The 15,277-nt window shown below is 71.2% G+C and carries 15 protein-coding genes; 10 read left to right on the top strand and 5 right to left on the bottom strand.

The genetic code is table 11. The features are described from left to right. Positions 1 to 42: 42 nt before the first annotated feature. The 4 genes from ACQEV2_RS17465 to ACQEV2_RS17450 form a co-directional block, all read right to left on the bottom strand. On the bottom strand, positions 43 to 414 hold the full coding sequence (locus ACQEV2_RS17465) for a MerR family transcriptional regulator (protein WP_433054530.1): 372 nt from the start codon (positions 412 to 414) through the stop codon (positions 43 to 45). 53 nt (positions 415 to 467) lie between these two features. After that, positions 468 to 1,220 (bottom strand): SDR family NAD(P)-dependent oxidoreductase, encoded by a 753-nt coding sequence (locus ACQEV2_RS17460; protein ID WP_433041697.1) that lies wholly within the window; start codon positions 1,218 to 1,220, stop codon positions 468 to 470. An 86-nt stretch (positions 1,221 to 1,306) separates the two neighbouring features. Further along, complete coding sequence (locus tag ACQEV2_RS17455) at positions 1,307 to 1,738, bottom strand: SgcJ/EcaC family oxidoreductase (RefSeq protein WP_433041693.1); 432 nt, start codon at positions 1,736 to 1,738, stop codon at positions 1,307 to 1,309. A gap of 34 nt (positions 1,739 to 1,772) precedes the next feature. Further along, entirely contained in the window at positions 1,773 to 2,399 is a 627-nt protein-coding gene (locus ACQEV2_RS17450) for a TetR/AcrR family transcriptional regulator (protein WP_433041690.1), read from the bottom strand. A gap of 117 nt (positions 2,400 to 2,516) precedes the next feature. On the opposite strand from ACQEV2_RS17450, the gene ACQEV2_RS17445 reads away from it, so the two are divergent. Then, on the top strand, positions 2,517 to 3,398 hold the full coding sequence (locus ACQEV2_RS17445; protein WP_433041687.1) for an SCO6745 family protein: 882 nt from the start codon (positions 2,517 to 2,519) through the stop codon (positions 3,396 to 3,398). 361 nt (positions 3,399 to 3,759) lie between these two features. Here the strand turns inward: ACQEV2_RS17445 and ACQEV2_RS17440 are convergent, their stop codons facing one another. Continuing rightward, a complete protein-coding gene (locus tag ACQEV2_RS17440) occupies positions 3,760 to 3,942 on the bottom strand; it encodes an Rv0909 family putative TA system antitoxin (protein ID WP_433041684.1) in 183 nt (60 codons plus the stop codon). 192 nt (positions 3,943 to 4,134) lie between these two features. On the opposite strand from ACQEV2_RS17440, the gene ACQEV2_RS17435 reads away from it, so the two are divergent. The 9 genes from ACQEV2_RS17435 (at position 4,135) to ACQEV2_RS17395 (ending at position 15,121) form a co-directional block, all read left to right on the top strand. Next, positions 4,135 to 4,902: an HNH endonuclease family protein gene (locus ACQEV2_RS17435; protein ID WP_433054527.1), complete on the top strand. Its 768-nt coding sequence runs from the start codon at positions 4,135 to 4,137 to the stop codon at positions 4,900 to 4,902. A gap of 79 nt (positions 4,903 to 4,981) precedes the next feature. Then, a complete protein-coding gene (locus tag ACQEV2_RS17430; RefSeq protein ID WP_433041681.1) occupies positions 4,982 to 5,725 on the top strand; it encodes an N-acetyltransferase in 744 nt (247 codons plus the stop codon). A 221-nt stretch (positions 5,726 to 5,946) separates the two neighbouring features. Continuing rightward, the gene (locus ACQEV2_RS17425; RefSeq protein ID WP_433041678.1) at positions 5,947 to 6,594 is read left to right on the top strand and encodes a hypothetical protein; all 648 of its coding nucleotides are present in this window, start codon (positions 5,947 to 5,949) and stop codon (positions 6,592 to 6,594) included. A 38-nt stretch (positions 6,595 to 6,632) separates the two neighbouring features. Beyond that, complete coding sequence (locus ACQEV2_RS17420) at positions 6,633 to 8,126, top strand: protein kinase domain-containing protein (RefSeq protein ID WP_433054524.1); 1,494 nt, start codon at positions 6,633 to 6,635, stop codon at positions 8,124 to 8,126. Positions 8,127 to 8,491: 365 nt separating this feature from the next. Next, positions 8,492 to 9,136 (top strand): SurA N-terminal domain-containing protein, encoded by a 645-nt coding sequence (locus ACQEV2_RS17415; protein ID WP_433041675.1) that lies wholly within the window; start codon positions 8,492 to 8,494, stop codon positions 9,134 to 9,136. Positions 9,137 to 9,208: 72 nt separating this feature from the next. Then, positions 9,209 to 10,186 (top strand): nucleoside triphosphate pyrophosphohydrolase, encoded by a 978-nt coding sequence (locus ACQEV2_RS17410; RefSeq protein ID WP_433041672.1) that lies wholly within the window; start codon positions 9,209 to 9,211, stop codon positions 10,184 to 10,186. A gap of 42 nt (positions 10,187 to 10,228) precedes the next feature. After that, positions 10,229 to 12,547, top strand: a complete 2,319-nt coding sequence (locus ACQEV2_RS17405; RefSeq protein WP_433041669.1) for a tetratricopeptide repeat protein — start codon at positions 10,229 to 10,231, stop codon at positions 12,545 to 12,547. Continuing rightward, positions 12,544 to 13,824: a cytochrome P450 family protein gene (locus ACQEV2_RS17400; protein WP_433041666.1), complete on the top strand. Its 1,281-nt coding sequence runs from the start codon at positions 12,544 to 12,546 to the stop codon at positions 13,822 to 13,824. The genes ACQEV2_RS17405 and ACQEV2_RS17400 overlap by 4 nt, the downstream gene beginning before the upstream one ends. 250 nt (positions 13,825 to 14,074) lie before the next feature. Continuing rightward, positions 14,075 to 15,121, top strand: a complete 1,047-nt coding sequence (locus ACQEV2_RS17395) for a transglycosylase family protein (protein WP_433041663.1) — start codon at positions 14,075 to 14,077, stop codon at positions 15,119 to 15,121. Positions 15,122 to 15,277 lie beyond the last annotated feature (156 nt).

Here is a 15,277-nt window from a genome sequence, read left to right as displayed (position 1 = left end):
GCGGCACCCGGACGCGGTGCCGCACACGGAAACGGCTCAGGCTCAGGCGACCGGCCGTACGCGCCCGCTGATCGCGTCGCCCAGGGCCGCCGCCAGCCGGTCCCGCACGGCGACCTGCGCCGCGATGCGCTCGTCCATCACGGCCAGACGGTCGAGGGCGACCCGGAGGGCCTTGTCGGAGAGGGGACCCTCGGTCACGTCGCCGTCCAGGCACGGCAGGAAGACGCGGACGTCGTCGAGGGTCAGCCCCGCGTCCACGAGGTGCCGGATGTTGCGGACACGCACGACGGCGGCGGCGTCGTAGAGCCGGTAGCCGTTCGCCGCCCGCTCCGACGTGATGAGGCCCGCCTGCTCGTAGTGCCGCAGGGCGCGTGGCGTCGTGCCGGTCGCTTCGGCGAGCTCGCCGATCCGCATAGGGGGCTGTTCCGGAGGCTGCCGCGGCGGTCGTCGTCCCATGGGAGCGAGTCTCATCCGACTACGGCACCGCCGTCCACCGGAAGGATCACACCCGTGATGAACGACGCCTGCGGCGAGGCCAGTCGGGTGATCGCCCAAGCGACCTCCTCGGGGCGGCCGACCCGGCCCAGCGGCGTCTGCGCCAACTGCCACCGGCGGATCGCGGCCCGTTGCTCGGCTGTGTAGCCCGCGTGGTCGCCGATCGGCGTCTCGATCGCACCGGGAGCCACGGCGGCTACCCGGATCCCGTGCGGCGCAAGCTCGACCGCCCAGCTCCGGGTGAGCACTTCGAGGGCCGCCTTCCCGGCCGCGTACAGGGAGTTGCCGGGCCAGCCGCGCTGGCCGACGGACGTCGTCACGTTGACGATGACGCCGCGGCTGTCCTCCAGCGCCGGGAGAGCGGCCTGGGTGAGCAGCACGGGCGCGAGGAGGTTCGTGGCGAGCTGGGGCTCGATCGAGGCGCGGGTGTAGGTGCGCAGGGACTCGGCGTTGACGACGGCGGCGTTGTTGATCAGCACATCGACGCCGCCGTACCGCTCCAGCGCCGCACGGACGACGGTCTCGGGGCCGTCGTCGGCCGTGATGTCAGCGGTGAGCGGCGAGATACGGTCCACCGCGTCCGCGGCGGTCTCGGCGAGGGGCGCGGCACGCCGGCCGACGGCGAGGACGTTCGCCCCTTCGGCGGCGAAGGCGCGTGCGGTGGCGCGGCCGATACCGGTGCCGGCGCCGGTGACGATGACGGTGCGGGGTTCTACGGCATTCATGGATACGACGGTCGGACCTTGTCGCCGGCGTCAAGGTCAAGTCGTCGACGTCAGGTCGTCCACGTCAAGCCGTCCACGTCAGGTCGTCAGGCGCGAGGTCCCTCCTGTTCGGCCCGCACCTCGGTGTTCTGGCAGGCGTGCAACAGCCACCGTCCGTCGTCCTGCCTGGTCATGACGTACAGCGGAGCGCCCTGCGTGACGCCGTTCGGCGAGTGGTAGACCTGCCGGACCTTCACGGCCGCCACGTCGGGCCGCAGGAACTGCGTGTGCGCCACCTCGTAGGTGACCTCGCCGTCCCACGTGGCGGTGGGCAGTACGGCGCGGGTGAACTCGGCGATCGCGTCGAGGCCGATGAGGACCTTGCCGTGCGCGGTGGTCCAGAGGGCGTCGGGGTGGAAGAGGGCGAGGAAGCCTTCGGGATCCTTGGCGCGCTGGGTGCGTTCGACGGTGGCGACGACCTGTGCGATCGCCTTGAGGTCAGCCTGCTCGATGGACGTGTCCGTTGTTTCGGTGGTCATGCGGATCACTCTGGGACCTCAAGTGGACTTGAGGTCAAGGGTTTTTCCGGGATTCGCTCCGGAAGAGCGTCGTCGCCAGCGTCCGGAACACATCCTCGGGGTCCTTGTCACCGATCGGTCCGTCGAGGTTGTGGCTGAGGAGCAGCGTGGCGAAGCCGTGGGCCAGGGACCAGCCCGCGACGCCGGCCAGGCGGGTGTCGATACCGAGGCTCTCGGGCAGTACGGCGGAGACGGCGCCGCGGAGTGCTTCGGCGGCGAGGGTGCGGGCCGTGGTCAGTTCGAGATCGTCGGCGCGCAGCAGTTCGGGAGTGAACATCACCTGGAAGTGGGCGGGGCGCTCGCGCGCGAAGCGGACGTAGCGCACGCCCGCGTCCTTCAGGTCCCCGGCCGCGTTGAGCGTGTCCGCGAGCAGCCCGAACCCCTCGGCGGCGATCGCCGTCAGCAGTCCGGTGCGGTCCTTGAAGTGATGCGCCGGCGCCGCATGCGAGACACCGGCGCGGCGGGCGAGGTCGCGCAGGCTCAGCGCGGACGGGCCGTCGGCGGCGATGACGTCCAGCGCCGCGGTGAGGATGGCGCGGCGCAGGTTGCCGTGGTGGTAGGGGCGGCGGGTGGACGGCTTCTGTGCGGGCGGCTGTTCTGCGGGCGGTTGTTGGGGGGTCATGGTCAGTAGCGTACGCGGAATCTAGTCATTGACAAGTTTGGTTCGGGTCGGGCAGTCTTGTCAGTGTCAAGTTGTGGGCTCGGGGAGCTCGCGCCATAGAAGTGGGGGAGTCGCGTCATGGTGAAGCACGACGGTGGTTTGGACTCGGGTCGCGTACGTCAGCTCTGGCACCTGCTGGAGCCTTTGCATGCGGTGCTGTACTACGCGCCGGAGGTCTTCGAGGAGGCGGCCGCGCTCGGGTACCCCACCGAGGAGCGCTGGCCGAGCTACTTCCCCTACCGCGCCGCGCCGTTGGGCGCGGTCGACGCGGGACGGGTCACGTCCGCCTTCTACAGCTTCAGCCCCCGCATGGTCGCCGAACACATCGACCCTGCGTGGAAGACCGCCGACCCCGAGGCCCTGTTGCGGGCGAGGGTGCGGGGGGTCGACCGGGCGTACCACGCGATATTCGGCGACCGGACGGACAGCTCCGAGCTGGCGGAAGCCGCAGCCCTCGCCCGCCGTGCCGCCGAGGCGGCCGGCACCGCGGGCCGCCCGCTCGCCGCGGCCAACGCCGCCCTGGACTGGCCGCAGGCCCCCCACCTCCAGCTCTGGCACGCGGCGACCCTCCTGCGTGAACATCGTGGCGACGGCCACATAGCCGCACTGCTGGTGGCCGGCCTCGACCCCGTCGAGTCGCTCGTGTCCTTCGCCGCGATAGGCGCCGCATCCGTCGAGCGCTTCGAGAGCCGAGGCTGGAGCCCCGGGGAATGGGCAGCCGCCCGCGATCGCCTGACGGTCCGAGGTCTGGTCGACGCCGACGGTACGGCCACGGCTGAGGGCCGGGAGCTGCGCCGCACCGTCGAGGAACACACCGACCGACTCGCCGCCGCGCCTTGGCAGGCCCTGACCCTTCAGGAGGTCGACCGCCTCGTGGAACTGCTCGGCGAGTTCTGGGTGGCGGTGCTGTCCTCCGGCCTGCTGCCGTCGAAGACGACGTTGGGGATCGGGAAGGTCTGAGCGAGCCTCACCGACCTTCCCGGCGCCGGGGGCGGGACACCAACTGCCGACTCTTATGGAGGCGTTGATGGCAGGGAGCGGCTCATGGTCGGTAGTCGGGCTTGATGGTCGTTGGTTGGCCCGATGGTCGATGGTTGGCCCGATGGCCCGGTAGTCGTGGGCCGGCAGCACGAAGCCGCCCGCGGGAAGTGGGTCTCCGCGGACGGCCCCTGTTCTCAAGGTGGTTCAGCGAAAGCCCGGCCGTGACGCGGGCGCCGGCAGAGGGGGTGGCGGTGGAGGCGGTGGGGGCGTGCCCTCGCGGGCCTGCCCCCGCGTCGGCGCCGTGCTCGACGGGGCTCGTAGCCCTCCGTGGTCTCCGGCCTTACGGCTGCTCGGGCCTGTCGCGGTCCATACCGAGTTCGCGCTCCATCCGCCGCTGCGCCTCGTCGGTCTGGCTCTCGTACTTGTTGCCCGTCTTCTCGTTGACCTTGCGTTCCGCGGCGTCGGACATGTCCCTTCCCTTGTCCTGCGCCTGACGGTTCTTGAACCTGTCGAAGATGCCCATCCAGAGCTCCTTCCGGAGGAGATTCACCACCGACGATACGCCCGGGTTGTGAGGAATGCTCGGTTGAGCCCGTTATGGTCTGGACCTCTTGGATGCCGCCGTGCGCCGGGTCGCTACCGTGTTCGCGACGGCGTACCAGGGAAAGCCGCCTGTGCGGGGCGGAACCGGCAGCAAGGGGAGGCGCGCATCGTGATGCGTCTGAGGGGCGGGGCGGCGAGCGCCGCGGCAATGCTCGGCATGGTGCTGGTTCTGGCGGGATGCGAGAACGTCGACCTGCCCGTGGACGGCGAGCCCTCCGGCTCGGCCCCCGCCAGGGGTTCCGGACGCGCCGCGAGCCCGCTGGACAACCCCGACGGCACGAAACCGGGTCTCGCGCCCCTCACCTCGGACGCCGACCGGGCCGAGGCGCGGGCCCTCATCGAGAAGGTGGCGACGAAGGGCCGCGGCCCCAAGACGGGCTACGACCGGGACGAGTTCGGCTACGCCTGGATGGACTCCGCCCCGGGCGGCATCCCGTTCGCGCGCAACGGCTGCGACACCCGCAACGACCTCCTGAAACGCGACGGCGAGGACGTCCGCTTCCACGCCGGCTCGGACTGCGTCGTGACCTCCATGACCCTGCGCGACCCCTACACGGGCCGGACGATCGAGTGGGCCAAGTCCCGTGCCACGGCCGTGCAGATCGACCATGTCATGCCGCTGTCGTACGACTGGCAGATGGGCGCCTCCCGCTGGCCGAAGGGCAAACGCCAGGACATCGCCAACGACCCCCTCAACCTCATGCCGGTCGACGGCCCCACCAACGGCTCCAAGGGCGACTCCGGCCCCGCGTCCTGGCTGCCCCCGAACAAGCGGATCCGTTGCTCGTACGCGGTGCGCTTCGCGCAGGTGTCCCTGAAGTACGAACTGCCGGTGACGGCCGCCGACAAGGAGATGATGCTGCGTCAGTGCGGGGGATGACCCGCCGCGCGACGCGGTGCCCGGCGGTGCGCCGAAAACGGCTGTCCGGCACGGCCGCCCCGCGCTTACCGTGACGGGCATGGAGTTGAAGGTATGGAGCCTCGCCGAACGCCCCGAGATGCTCGAGCGGGTCGTCGAGATGGCGAACACATGGCCGCAGTTCGCGATCCAGGACCTCGTGGGTGACGCCCACTACGGCCGGATCCCCCGCGAACTCCCGGAGTACGCGCTGTTCGCCGAGGACGAGTACGGCGAGGTCGTCGCCCACGCCTACAGCGTCCCGTTCGCCCTCGCCGCCGAGGGCCGCGGCCGACTGCCCGCCCGCGGCTGGGCCGAGGTGCTGGTGTGGGCCTTCGCCGACCTGCGCCAGGGCACCCGGCCCGACACGGTCAGCGCCATCTCCGTCGTCATCGCCCCGCACGCCCAGGGCGGCGGCCTGTCGGCCCGGATGCTCTCCGCGATGCGCGACAACGCCCGGGCCCACGGCTTCAGCGAGGTCGTCGCCCCGGTCCGCCCCAACGCCAAGCACCTCGAACCGCACACCCCCATCGAGGAGTACGCCCACCGCGTACGCCCCGACGGCCTGCCCCACGACCCGTGGCTGCGCGTTCACGCCCGCGCCGGCGCCACCATCGACTCCGTCGCCCCGGCCTCCATGACCGTCGTCGGCTCGCTGCGGCAGTGGCGCACCTGGACCGGTCTGCCCTTCGACACGGCCGGCGACATCGAGGTCCCCGGCGCGCTGGTGCCGGTGCGATGCGAGCCGGAGCGGGACTACGCGGTGTATGTCGAGCCCAACGTGTGGATGCGGCACCCGCTGTGAGCCGCCGGGCCGCCCGGTCGTGCGCGGCCGGGCCGGAAGCCGAGCCTCCGTGCGACCTGCGGCGTCGTACGAAGTGATCAGCACGACAACGGTTCGGTACAACCGGTGACCGTATGTCGGTGTCGACCTATACGCTCGAAGCGACAATCGCACGACCGAGGTTGCCCGCACCGAAAGGGGCGGTCGGCTTCGTACGCCCACTTCAGGCATCAGGAGCAGCCATGCAAGGCCACGGCTACACGCAGCCGGTGAAGCAGCCGCCGCCCACCGGGGTGCTGGTCTTCCTGCGCGTGTTGTTCGTCGTGCTCTCGGTGTGCAGCTTCGGCCTGCTGATGTGGACGATGATGCTGCGCCTGGCCATCGTGACCCGCAAGGCGCTTGACTGGTGTCTGTTCGCCGCGTCGATCGTGGTGGAGTTCCTCGGCCTGTACCTGATGGGTTCCGAGCCCGGCGACGAGATCCACACCCCCGGCGGCTGGACGGGCCTCGCCCTCGTCCTGGGCGGCCTCGTGGCCTCGATCGCGTACTACCTCTCCGCGGAGATACGCCACTTCCACCAGCTCCGCTTCCCCGGCTACGCCCCGCAGCGGCCACCGGCCCCCGCCTACGGCTATCCGCAGCCCCAGTCGCCGTACACCGCCACGACCGTGCCGCAGTCACCGCCGATATCCCAGACCCCGACACCCCAGACCCCGATACCCCACGCACCGGCGCCTCAGCCGCCGGTGTCCCGCACCCCGGTACCGCCGCCCCCGCAGCGGCCCGCGCCCGCGCGCATCGACCAGGTGCGCGCCGAGCTCGACGAGCTCAGTGACTACCTGCGCCAGCACGACGGCCGGCAGGACGGCAACCACGAGGGCGGAAGGTGACCGTGGCGGCAGGACGTGTCGTCGCCGGCCGCTATGAACTGTCCACGCTCATCGGACAGGGCGGCATGGGACAGGTCTGGACGGCGTACGACCAACGGCTCGACCGGCGCGTGGCGGTGAAGCTGCTGCGCCCCGACAAGGTGGCCGGGCAGGAGGCGGACGAGCTGCGCCGCCGGTTCGTGCGCGAGTGCCGGGTGACCGCACAGGTCGACCATCCTGGGCTCGTCACCGTGCACGACGCGGGCAGCGAGGGCGAGGAGCTGTTCCTCGTCATGCAGTACGTCGACGGCGTCGACCTCTCCGCCCATCTCGCCGAGCACGACCCGTATCCCTGGCAGTGGTCGGTCGCGGTCGCCGCGCAACTGTGCGCCGTACTGAGCGCCGTGCACGCCGTACCGATCGTCCACCGCGACCTCAAGCCGCGCAACGTGATGGTGAAGCAGGACGGCACGGTCACCGTCCTCGACCTCGGCGTCGCCTCCGTCATGGACGCCGACACCACCCGCCTCACCCACACCGGCACGCCCATCGGCTCGCCCGCCTACATGGCCCCCGAGCAGGCGATGGGCGGCGCGGTCGGCCCGTACACCGACCTGTACGCACTCGGCGTGCTCCTGCACGAACTCCTCAGCGGCGACGTGCCGTTCTCCGGCTCGACGGCGCTCGGTGTGCTGCACCGGCACCTGTACGAGCCGCCGGTGCCCGTGCGCCATATCCGCCCCGAGGTCCCCGAGGCGCTCGAAGCCCTCGTCCTGCGCCTGCTCGCGAAGGACCCGCAGCACCGCCCCGCCTCCGCGCAGGAGGTGTACGAGGACCTGGCACAGCTCCTGCCCGCGCGCGGGACACCCACCGGAGCGCCCCTCGACCCCACCCGCCCTTTCCTGCGCCCGCACGCCCCCTGGCCGGACCGCGCCCGCACCCCCGCGCCCCAGCCCGCGCCCGCCACCCCCGTCACACCCGCCGACGAGAAGCCGGACGTCGCGCGCGCCGTCGACGAGGTCAAGCGCCTCCTCGGCGAGGGCCGCATCACCCAGGCCGTCGACATCCTCGGCGCGATCCTGCCCACCGCCGCCGAGCAGCACGGCGAGCACTCCCCGGTCGTACGCACGCTGCGCAAGCAGTACGCGGCCACCCTCATGGACGACGGCCAGTACCGGCGCGCGCTGCCCGAACTGCGCCGTCTCGCCGACGAACGCGCCGCCGAGGCCGGCCAGGCCGACCCGCAGTCCCTGCGCTTCCGCTACGACGCCGCCCAGTGCCTGGAACAGCTCGGCGAACCGGCGGCCGCGGTCGCCGAGTACCGCGCGCTGCTGCCGTACTACGAGAACCAGTACGTCTCCGGCGACCCCGAGCTCGCCCACGACGTCCGCCGCCGCATCGGCCACCTCCTGCTCGCCCTCGGCGACCGCCCCGCCGCCCACGACACCCTGGCCCGCCTGCTGCTCGACGTGGAACGCCTGCGCGGCCCCGGCCACCCCCTCGCGGGAGAGGTACGGCGGACGCTGCAGTGGCTGGGGCAGGTGCGCGGCTAGATTTTGCCGTTCCCTGAGCGACTCTTGTGATCTTCCGGGGCCTGCGCGCCAAGATCTACCGCGCCGGTTTCTACGGCTTCACCAGCTCCGGCGCCAAGGCCATCGCCACGGCGACCGACAGGACGGACCTGCCCGGCAACCTCTGGTACGCCCTGTGGGACAAGCAGAAGGAGACCCGGAACGGTTACACGATCACGGCGCCCAGGGCGCCGAGTGGGCCGGGCGGGGGTGCTTCGCTGTGCTTCGGTGCCCGAAGTCCTGATGAATCGTTGGTCGAATGGGTTGGCCAGAGCTTGCCCACTGCCTACCATCGATCACCGCAAGACTTTGTGCACCGTCGCACAAGCTCTCCTCGGGAGGTCTCCTTGCACCGCCGCCGTCGCACCGCGCTCCTCCTCTCCGCCGCGATCGCCGCGGCCCCTCTCCTCACTGCCTGCGGAAACGATGCGCATCCGGGCGCGGCGGCCGTCGTCGGCGGCCAGCGGATCACCGTCGCACAGCTGGAGAACAGGGTGAGCGAGGTACGCGCGGCGCAGCGCGCGGCCGTGTCCGACGACGCCCAGTACGCGCAGGTCATCGCCAAGTCCGGCACCCTCCCGCGCGACGTCCTGCACACCATGGTCCTCGACCAGGTGCTGCACCGCGCCGCCCAGGACGCGGGCGTGACCGTCACCCGCAAGGAGCTCCAGCGGATGCGCAGCGGCCTGGAGAACCAGGTCGGCGGCGCCAAGGCGCTGGAGGCGGCCTGGCTCCAGCAGTACGGCATCCCCCCGCAGCGCCTCGACGAGAACCTCCGCCTCCAGCTGGAGGCCCAGAAACTCGCCACCGCGCTCGGCACCGACACCGGAAAGCCCGCCTTCTGGAACGCCCTGTCCGAGGCGTCCAAGAAACTCGACATCGACCTCAACCCGCGCTACGGCACCTGGGACGTCCAGAAGAGCAGCCGGGCCGACGCGAAGACACCGTGGGTGCGCGAGGTGACGGCGGCGGGGATCCAGCAGCCGATGTGACGGTACGGCTGTGGACAACTCAGCCTGTGGATAACTCGGGGTGCCGTCGGCGACGTGGGTTACGTTCGGATCGTGAACGCAACCAGCCCAGAAGCCGCCCCCGGCCGCATCGTCCTGCTCACCACCAGCCACCGCGTCGCGCCCGGCCTGCTCTCCTGGCCCGCGTGGCAGGCGCTGCACGGCGCCGACCGCGTGCTGTGCGCGGACGGCGCGCATCCGCAGCTGCCGTATCTGCGGGAGGCCGGGATAGCCGTCGACGAGGCCGCCCCGAGCGCCGAGGAACTGATCGACGCGTGCGCCGGCGGCCGTACGGTCGTGGTCGTCGCGACCGGCGAGGGCGAGCCCGCTCTGACGGACGGCCTGGCCCGCCTCGCGGGTTCCGGACGCGTCAGCATGCCGGACCTGGAGCTGCTCCCGGCCTCCTACGACCTGCCCGGCGCCCGACTCCTCGACCTCGTCCAGGTCATGGACCGCATCCGCGCCGAGTGCCCGTGGTCCTCCCAGCAGACCCACAAGGGCCTGGCGAAGTACGGCATCGAGGAGGCGTACGAACTCGTCGAGGCGATCGAGGACGGCGACCGCGACGAACTGCGCGAGGAACTGGGGGATGTCCTGTTGCAGGTCGTCTTCCACGCCCGGATCGCCGAGGAGGACCCGGAGGCGCCCTTCTCGATCGACGACGTGGCCGGAGGGATCGTCGCGAAGCTCATCCACCGCCACCCGCACGTCTTCGGTGACGAGACGGCGACGACCCCCGAGGAGGTCAAGGAGCACTGGCTGCGCACGAAGGCCGTCGAGAAGCAGCGGGAGTCGGTGACCGAGGGCATACCCCTGGGCCAGCCCGGCCTCGCCCTCGCGGCGAAGCTGGCGTCCCGGGTCCGCACGGCGGGACTGGAGGTGCCGCTGCCGGTGGGGGAGGGCATCGGGTACGAGCTGCTCGCGATGGCGGTGCGGGCGGAGGCGGCCGGGGTGGATCCGGAGGCGGCGTTGCGGGTTGCCGCGCGGGCCTACCGGGATGCCGTGCGGGCTGCTGAGGGGGTGTCCTCTTAGTACCGTTGGGGCAACGGGTGGGTGCGAGGTGTGGGGGCCGGCTTGGCAACGGAGTTGGAGGAGCTCAGGGACGAGCTGATCCGCGCCATGGGCGACTCGCCGACCACATCGCGGCGGGTCGTGAAGGTGCTGCAGCGGTCGGGAGTCCCCGGGGCGGTGGACCTCTGGATCATGACACCGGCAGGGGCGTCCACGGACGACTGGATCAGGTTGCTGACGTTCCTGCGCAGAAACCATCCCCGGGAGTTCTCCGACCTCCAGGCCATCGCGGCCGAGCACGCCCCGGCACCCCCACCGACCGGCATGGCCTCCGGCGTCACGGCGAGCGGTCCTCGTTCCATCGCGGCGGGCGGTGACATCGGCGTCGCGGTGACCGGCGACCACGCCCATGTGGTGACCGGTGGCATCACCCACCACATCGCCGGTGACCACATCGACTTCCGCGACTCCACGTTCCACGACCGCGTCGTCGGGGTGCAGCACAACCACTACGGCACCGTGCCCGCGCCGGGGCAGTGGCGGCCGGTCGGTGAGGTGGGGCCGCTGGAGTTCGGCGTGCGGCCGACCCGACCGGTGCCCGGGCTGCCCGACGTGCCGCCGTATGTGCCGCGCGACTGCGAGGAGGGCCTGCGGGCCAAGCTGGCCAACAAGGGCCTCGTGCTGATCCTGGGTGAACCGTGCGTGGGCAAGTCGTACACCGCATGGCACGGCGTGCGCTTATTGGAGGGCCACCGCCTGTACGCCCCGGACCCCGGCGAGGACCTGCGTCCCCTGGCCGCCGCCTTGCACGGCAAGCCCGGTGCATACGTCGTCTGGCTGGACGAACTGACCGGCCATCTCGGCGCGGGTGGCCTGGATCTGCGCCTGCTGGGGCGGCTGAGCGATCTCGGTGCCGTCGTGCTCGCCACGATGAGCTTCGCCGAGTACTACCGCCGCCGCACCGGGACCACCCCCGGCGACCGGGTCGTCGCCGCGGCGCGCACCGTGGAGCTGGCGCGCGAGTGGACCGAGGCGGAACTGGCACGGCTGGCGGCGCTCGACGATCCGCGGGCGTACCCCGCGTACATGTGGAGCGGGCGGGAGGGCGTGGCTTCGTACTTCGCCGTCGGGCACCACCTGTACGACGAGTGGCGTCGCGTGGGCACCCAACTGGAACATCCCCGCGGGCAGTTGCTGGTCCGGGCGGCGGTCGATCTCGCCCGCTGCGGGGTCACCGGAGCGGTGCCGGCCGAGCTGCTCAGGAGGGTCCAGGAGCAGTACCGGGCGGAGGACCGGGAGTCGTTCGAGGACGCCCTCGCCTGGGCGACAGCACCGATGTTCGGGGTTTCGGGACTGCTCGTTGCGGGCGAGGAGGACGGCACCTGGCGGGCGTACGGGGCGCTGGTGGCGGAGGCGCTGCGGTCGGAGGGCCTGGAGCCGGTGCCGGAGGGGGTGTGGTGGACGCTGCTCGACGCCGCCCGGGAGCCGGGCGCTGCGCTGGACTTCACCGCCGTCCTCGACGCGGCCCGCAATGCGCTGTACCCCCGTGTCGAGGCGGGGGACACGGCGGTCGCGCTCGGGTTCGCCCGGCGCACCGAGGGCGACGAGCGTGAGGTGTGGCTGCGGCGGGCGGCGGACGCGGGGGATCCGTGGGCGGCCGTGGAGCTGGCGGAGATTCGTCGCGACCGGGGAGAGGAGAGCAGCGCCCTCTCGTACCTGGAGCGGGCGGCCGAGGCGGGCAGCGCGAGGGCCGCGGCGAGACTCGGGAGCCTGTTGCGGGACCGGGCCGAGCACTGGCTGCGCAGGGCGGCCGAGGCCGGTGAGGCAGTGGCGGCGCATGAGCTGGGCGACATGCTGGTGGGGGACGGCCGCGACGACGAGGCGGTCACGTGGTACCGCCTGGCTGCGACAGCAGGCCGTCGCGAGGTCGCGGCCAGCATGGGCACGGTCCTCAGCGGCTGGCGCGATCCCGAGGCGGAGATCTGGCTTCGCTACGGGGCTCAATGGGGTGACGCGCGTGCTGCGGCCGAACTGGCCTTCCTCCTCTCGCGGCAGCCCGGGCACGACGAGGCCGAGGTGGAGGGCTTGAACCGGCAGGCGGCCGAGGCCGGCGACCGCAATGCGGCACACCACCTCGGAAGGTCACTGGAGCACCAGGGGAGGTTCGACGAGGCGATGGCCTGGTACCAACAGGCTCACGCAAAAGCCAACCCGGATGCCACGCGGTCCATCGGAGAGTTGCTGCTGAGACAGGGCAAGCCTGAGGAAGCCGAGGAATGGCTCCGCAAAGCGGCCGCCGCGAACCCCACCGGCCTCCCCGAAACCCTCCCCCCACCACCGGGCCGCGCCCCCACGACCGCTCCGGATACCGTCAAGGAGTGACCGACCAGCCCACCCCCTCCAGCCCCACCCCCGAACCCCCCGACCTCTTCACCTGGGAGTTCGCCACCAACCCCTACCCCGCCTACGCCTGGCTCCGCGACCACGCCCCCGTGCACCGCACCCGCCTCCCCAGCGGCGTAGAAGCCTGGCTGGTCACCCGCTACGCCGACGCCAAGCAGGCCCTCGCCGACAGCCGGCTCTCCAAGAACCCGGCCCACCACGACGAACCCGCGCACGCCAAGGGCAAGACCGGTATCCCGGGTGAGCGCAAGGCCGAGTTGATGACGCACCTCCTCAACATCGACCCGCCCGATCACACCCGCCTGCGCCGGCTCGTCTCCAAGGCCTTCACGCCCCGCAGGGTCGCCGAGTTCGCTCCCCGCGTGCAGGAGCTCACGGACCACCTCATCGACGGGTTCGCGCAGAAGGGCAGCGCCGACCTCATCCACGAGTTCGCCTTCCCGCTCCCCATCTACGCCATCTGCGACCTGCTCGGCGTCCCCCGCGAGGACCAGGACGACTTCCGGGACTGGGCGGGCATGATGATCCGGCACCAGGGCGGCCCGAGGGGCGGTGTCGCACGGTCCGTCAAGAAGATGCGCGGCTATCTCGCCGACCTCATCCACCGCAAGCGCGAGGCACTCCCCGACGCCCCCACCCCCGGCGAGGACCTGATCTCCGGCCTCATCCGCGCCTCCGACCACGGCGAGCACCTCACCGAGAACGAGGCCGCCGCCATGGCCTTCATCCTCCTGTTCGCCGGATTCGAGACGACCGTCAATCTCATCGGCAACGGCACCTACGCCCTGCTCACCCACCCCGAGCAGCGCGCCCGCCTCCAGAAGTCCCTCGCCGCCGCAGAGACCGGCCTGCTCGAAACGGGCGTAGAGGAACTCCTCCGCTACGACGGCCCCGTCGAACTCGCCACCTGGCGCTTCGCCACCGAACCCCTCACCATCGGCGGGCAGCACATCGCACCCGGCGACCCCGTCCTGGTCGTCCTGGCCGCCGCCGACCGGGACCCGGAGCGGTTCGCCGACCCCGACGTCCTCGACCTCGGCCGCCGCGACAACCAGCACCTCGGCTACGGCCACGGCATCCACTACTGCCTCGGCGCCCCGCTCGCCCGGCTGGAGGGCCAGACCGCCCTCGCCACGCTCCTCACCCGCCTCCCGGATCTGGAACTCGCCGTGGACCCGGCCGAGTTGCGGTGGCGAGGCGGCCTCATCATGCGCGGACTGCGCACGCTGCCCGTCGAGTTCACACCGGCTTCATGAGCGCAGTGCCGTCGTCGCAGTTCACAGCCGTCCGGTCACTGACTGGAGCGAAACGCTCCACCTACCCCGCACAGCCCTTTCGCACACCTGAAGATGAGAGACCCTCAAGTCTGTGATCTTCACGTGATCTACGCGGCATTAACTTGTGACAAGTGATCGACTGCCTATACGTTCACGGATCAGCGCGGCCCCTGCAACACCCGGCATCACCGGTCGCGCCGGTCCCTGCTGTCTCGCGAAAGGCCCCCGCATGCTCTCCGGGAACGGTCGTCACCGTCGCCCCCGTCAGGCCCCGGCCCTCATTGTCGCGGCCGGAGTGACCGGCTCCGCCATCGCCATCCCGCTGCTCGGAGCCACGGGCGCGAGCGCTGCCGAGGGCACCGTGTGGGACAAGGTGGCCGAGTGCGAGAGCGGCGGCTCCTGGAGTGCCGACACCGGCAACGGGCAGTACGGCGGACTGCAGCTGACCCAGGAGGACTGGGACGAGTACGGCGGCCTCGACTACGCCTCCAGCCCCGACCTCGCGAGCCGCTCCCAGCAGATCGCCGTAGCCCAGAAGATCCTCGCGGACCAGGGCACCAGCCCTTGGGGTACCTGTGCGGTGGTCAACGGGCTCACCAAGGACTCCGGTTCGGTCGACCTCGACACCGGCGTCGCGGAGGACTCGCCGTCCGAGGTGTCCGGATCTTCCGGATTGCTGGATTCGTCCAACTCATCCAGTTCATCCGGCTCGGTCAATTCCTCCGATTCGTCCGGTTCGTCGACACCTTCGGGTTCACCCGACGGCTCATCGGACTCCTCGAACTCGCCGAGCGGTTCTCCCGACGGTTCGTCCGAATCGTCCCAGGATTCGTCCTCTTCTCCCTCCTCTTCCTCTTCGACGGACAGCTCGGCGAAGTCCGATACGTCGCCCTCCGTGAAGGCCTCACAGTCGCCCGACGATTCCTCCGCGGAGACGCCTGAGAGCGACAATCAGGACAACTCCGGCCAGGATGTGGGCTCCTGGGGGCTCGCCGACACGGGGGCGATCTACGCGGCAACGGCCGACGCCGCGACCGGCTACGGGCGTCATCGCGGGCCCAGTGCCGACGAGAGCGAGGTCGCCGACAGTGCCGCCAAGCCCTCCGGCCGCCACGCCTCGTACACCGTCCGCGCCGGCGACACTCTCGCGTCCATCGCCGACTCCCTTGAGCTCGACGGCGGATGGTCCGCGCTGTACGACGCGAACAAGAAGGCCATCGGTACTGACGCCAACCACATCTTCCCCGGTCAGACCCTGGAAGTCCCCGCCGAATAGGGGGCGAACAGGGCGAAAAACAGCGGGAGTTCGCGTCATGGTTCGCGCTGAATGTCCGTTTTAAATGCAGTGAGAGATAGATCTCAGAAGCCCTGATCGTCTTTGGAAATCCGGGATTCGGGTGTCTACGGTCGTGATCGCTCGGCAATCCGAGCC

Origin of the sequence: Streptomyces sp. CA-251387 (assembly GCF_050936625.1) — a bacterium.
Lineage (GTDB): Bacteria > Actinomycetota > Actinomycetes > Streptomycetales > Streptomycetaceae > Streptomyces.
Note: the sequence above shows the minus strand (reverse complement) of the source record. Positions and strands in the feature narration are given on the sequence as shown.

Excerpts from the sequence above, each read along its gene's own strand:
- ACQEV2_RS17465 (WP_433054530.1), bottom strand. The coding sequence starts at position 414 with ATGCGGATCGGCGAGCTCGCCGAAGCGACCGGCACGACGCCACGCGCC.
- ACQEV2_RS17460 (WP_433041697.1), bottom strand. The coding sequence starts at position 1,220 with ATGAATGCCGTAGAACCCCGCACCGTCATCGTCACCGGCGCCGGCACC.
- ACQEV2_RS17455 (WP_433041693.1), bottom strand. The coding sequence starts at position 1,738 with ATGACCACCGAAACAACGGACACGTCCATCGAGCAGGCTGACCTCAAG.
- ACQEV2_RS17450 (WP_433041690.1), bottom strand. The coding sequence starts at position 2,399 with ATGACCCCCCAACAACCGCCCGCAGAACAGCCGCCCGCACAGAAGCCG.
- ACQEV2_RS17445 (WP_433041687.1), top strand. The coding sequence starts at position 2,517 with ATGGTGAAGCACGACGGTGGTTTGGACTCGGGTCGCGTACGTCAGCTC.
- ACQEV2_RS17440 (WP_433041684.1), bottom strand. The coding sequence starts at position 3,942 with ATGGGCATCTTCGACAGGTTCAAGAACCGTCAGGCGCAGGACAAGGGA.
- ACQEV2_RS17435 (WP_433054527.1), top strand. The coding sequence starts at position 4,135 with ATGCGTCTGAGGGGCGGGGCGGCGAGCGCCGCGGCAATGCTCGGCATG.
- ACQEV2_RS17430 (WP_433041681.1), top strand. The coding sequence starts at position 4,982 with ATGGAGTTGAAGGTATGGAGCCTCGCCGAACGCCCCGAGATGCTCGAG.
- ACQEV2_RS17425 (WP_433041678.1), top strand. The coding sequence starts at position 5,947 with ATGCAAGGCCACGGCTACACGCAGCCGGTGAAGCAGCCGCCGCCCACC.
- ACQEV2_RS17395 (WP_433041663.1), top strand. The coding sequence starts at position 14,075 with ATGCTCTCCGGGAACGGTCGTCACCGTCGCCCCCGTCAGGCCCCGGCC.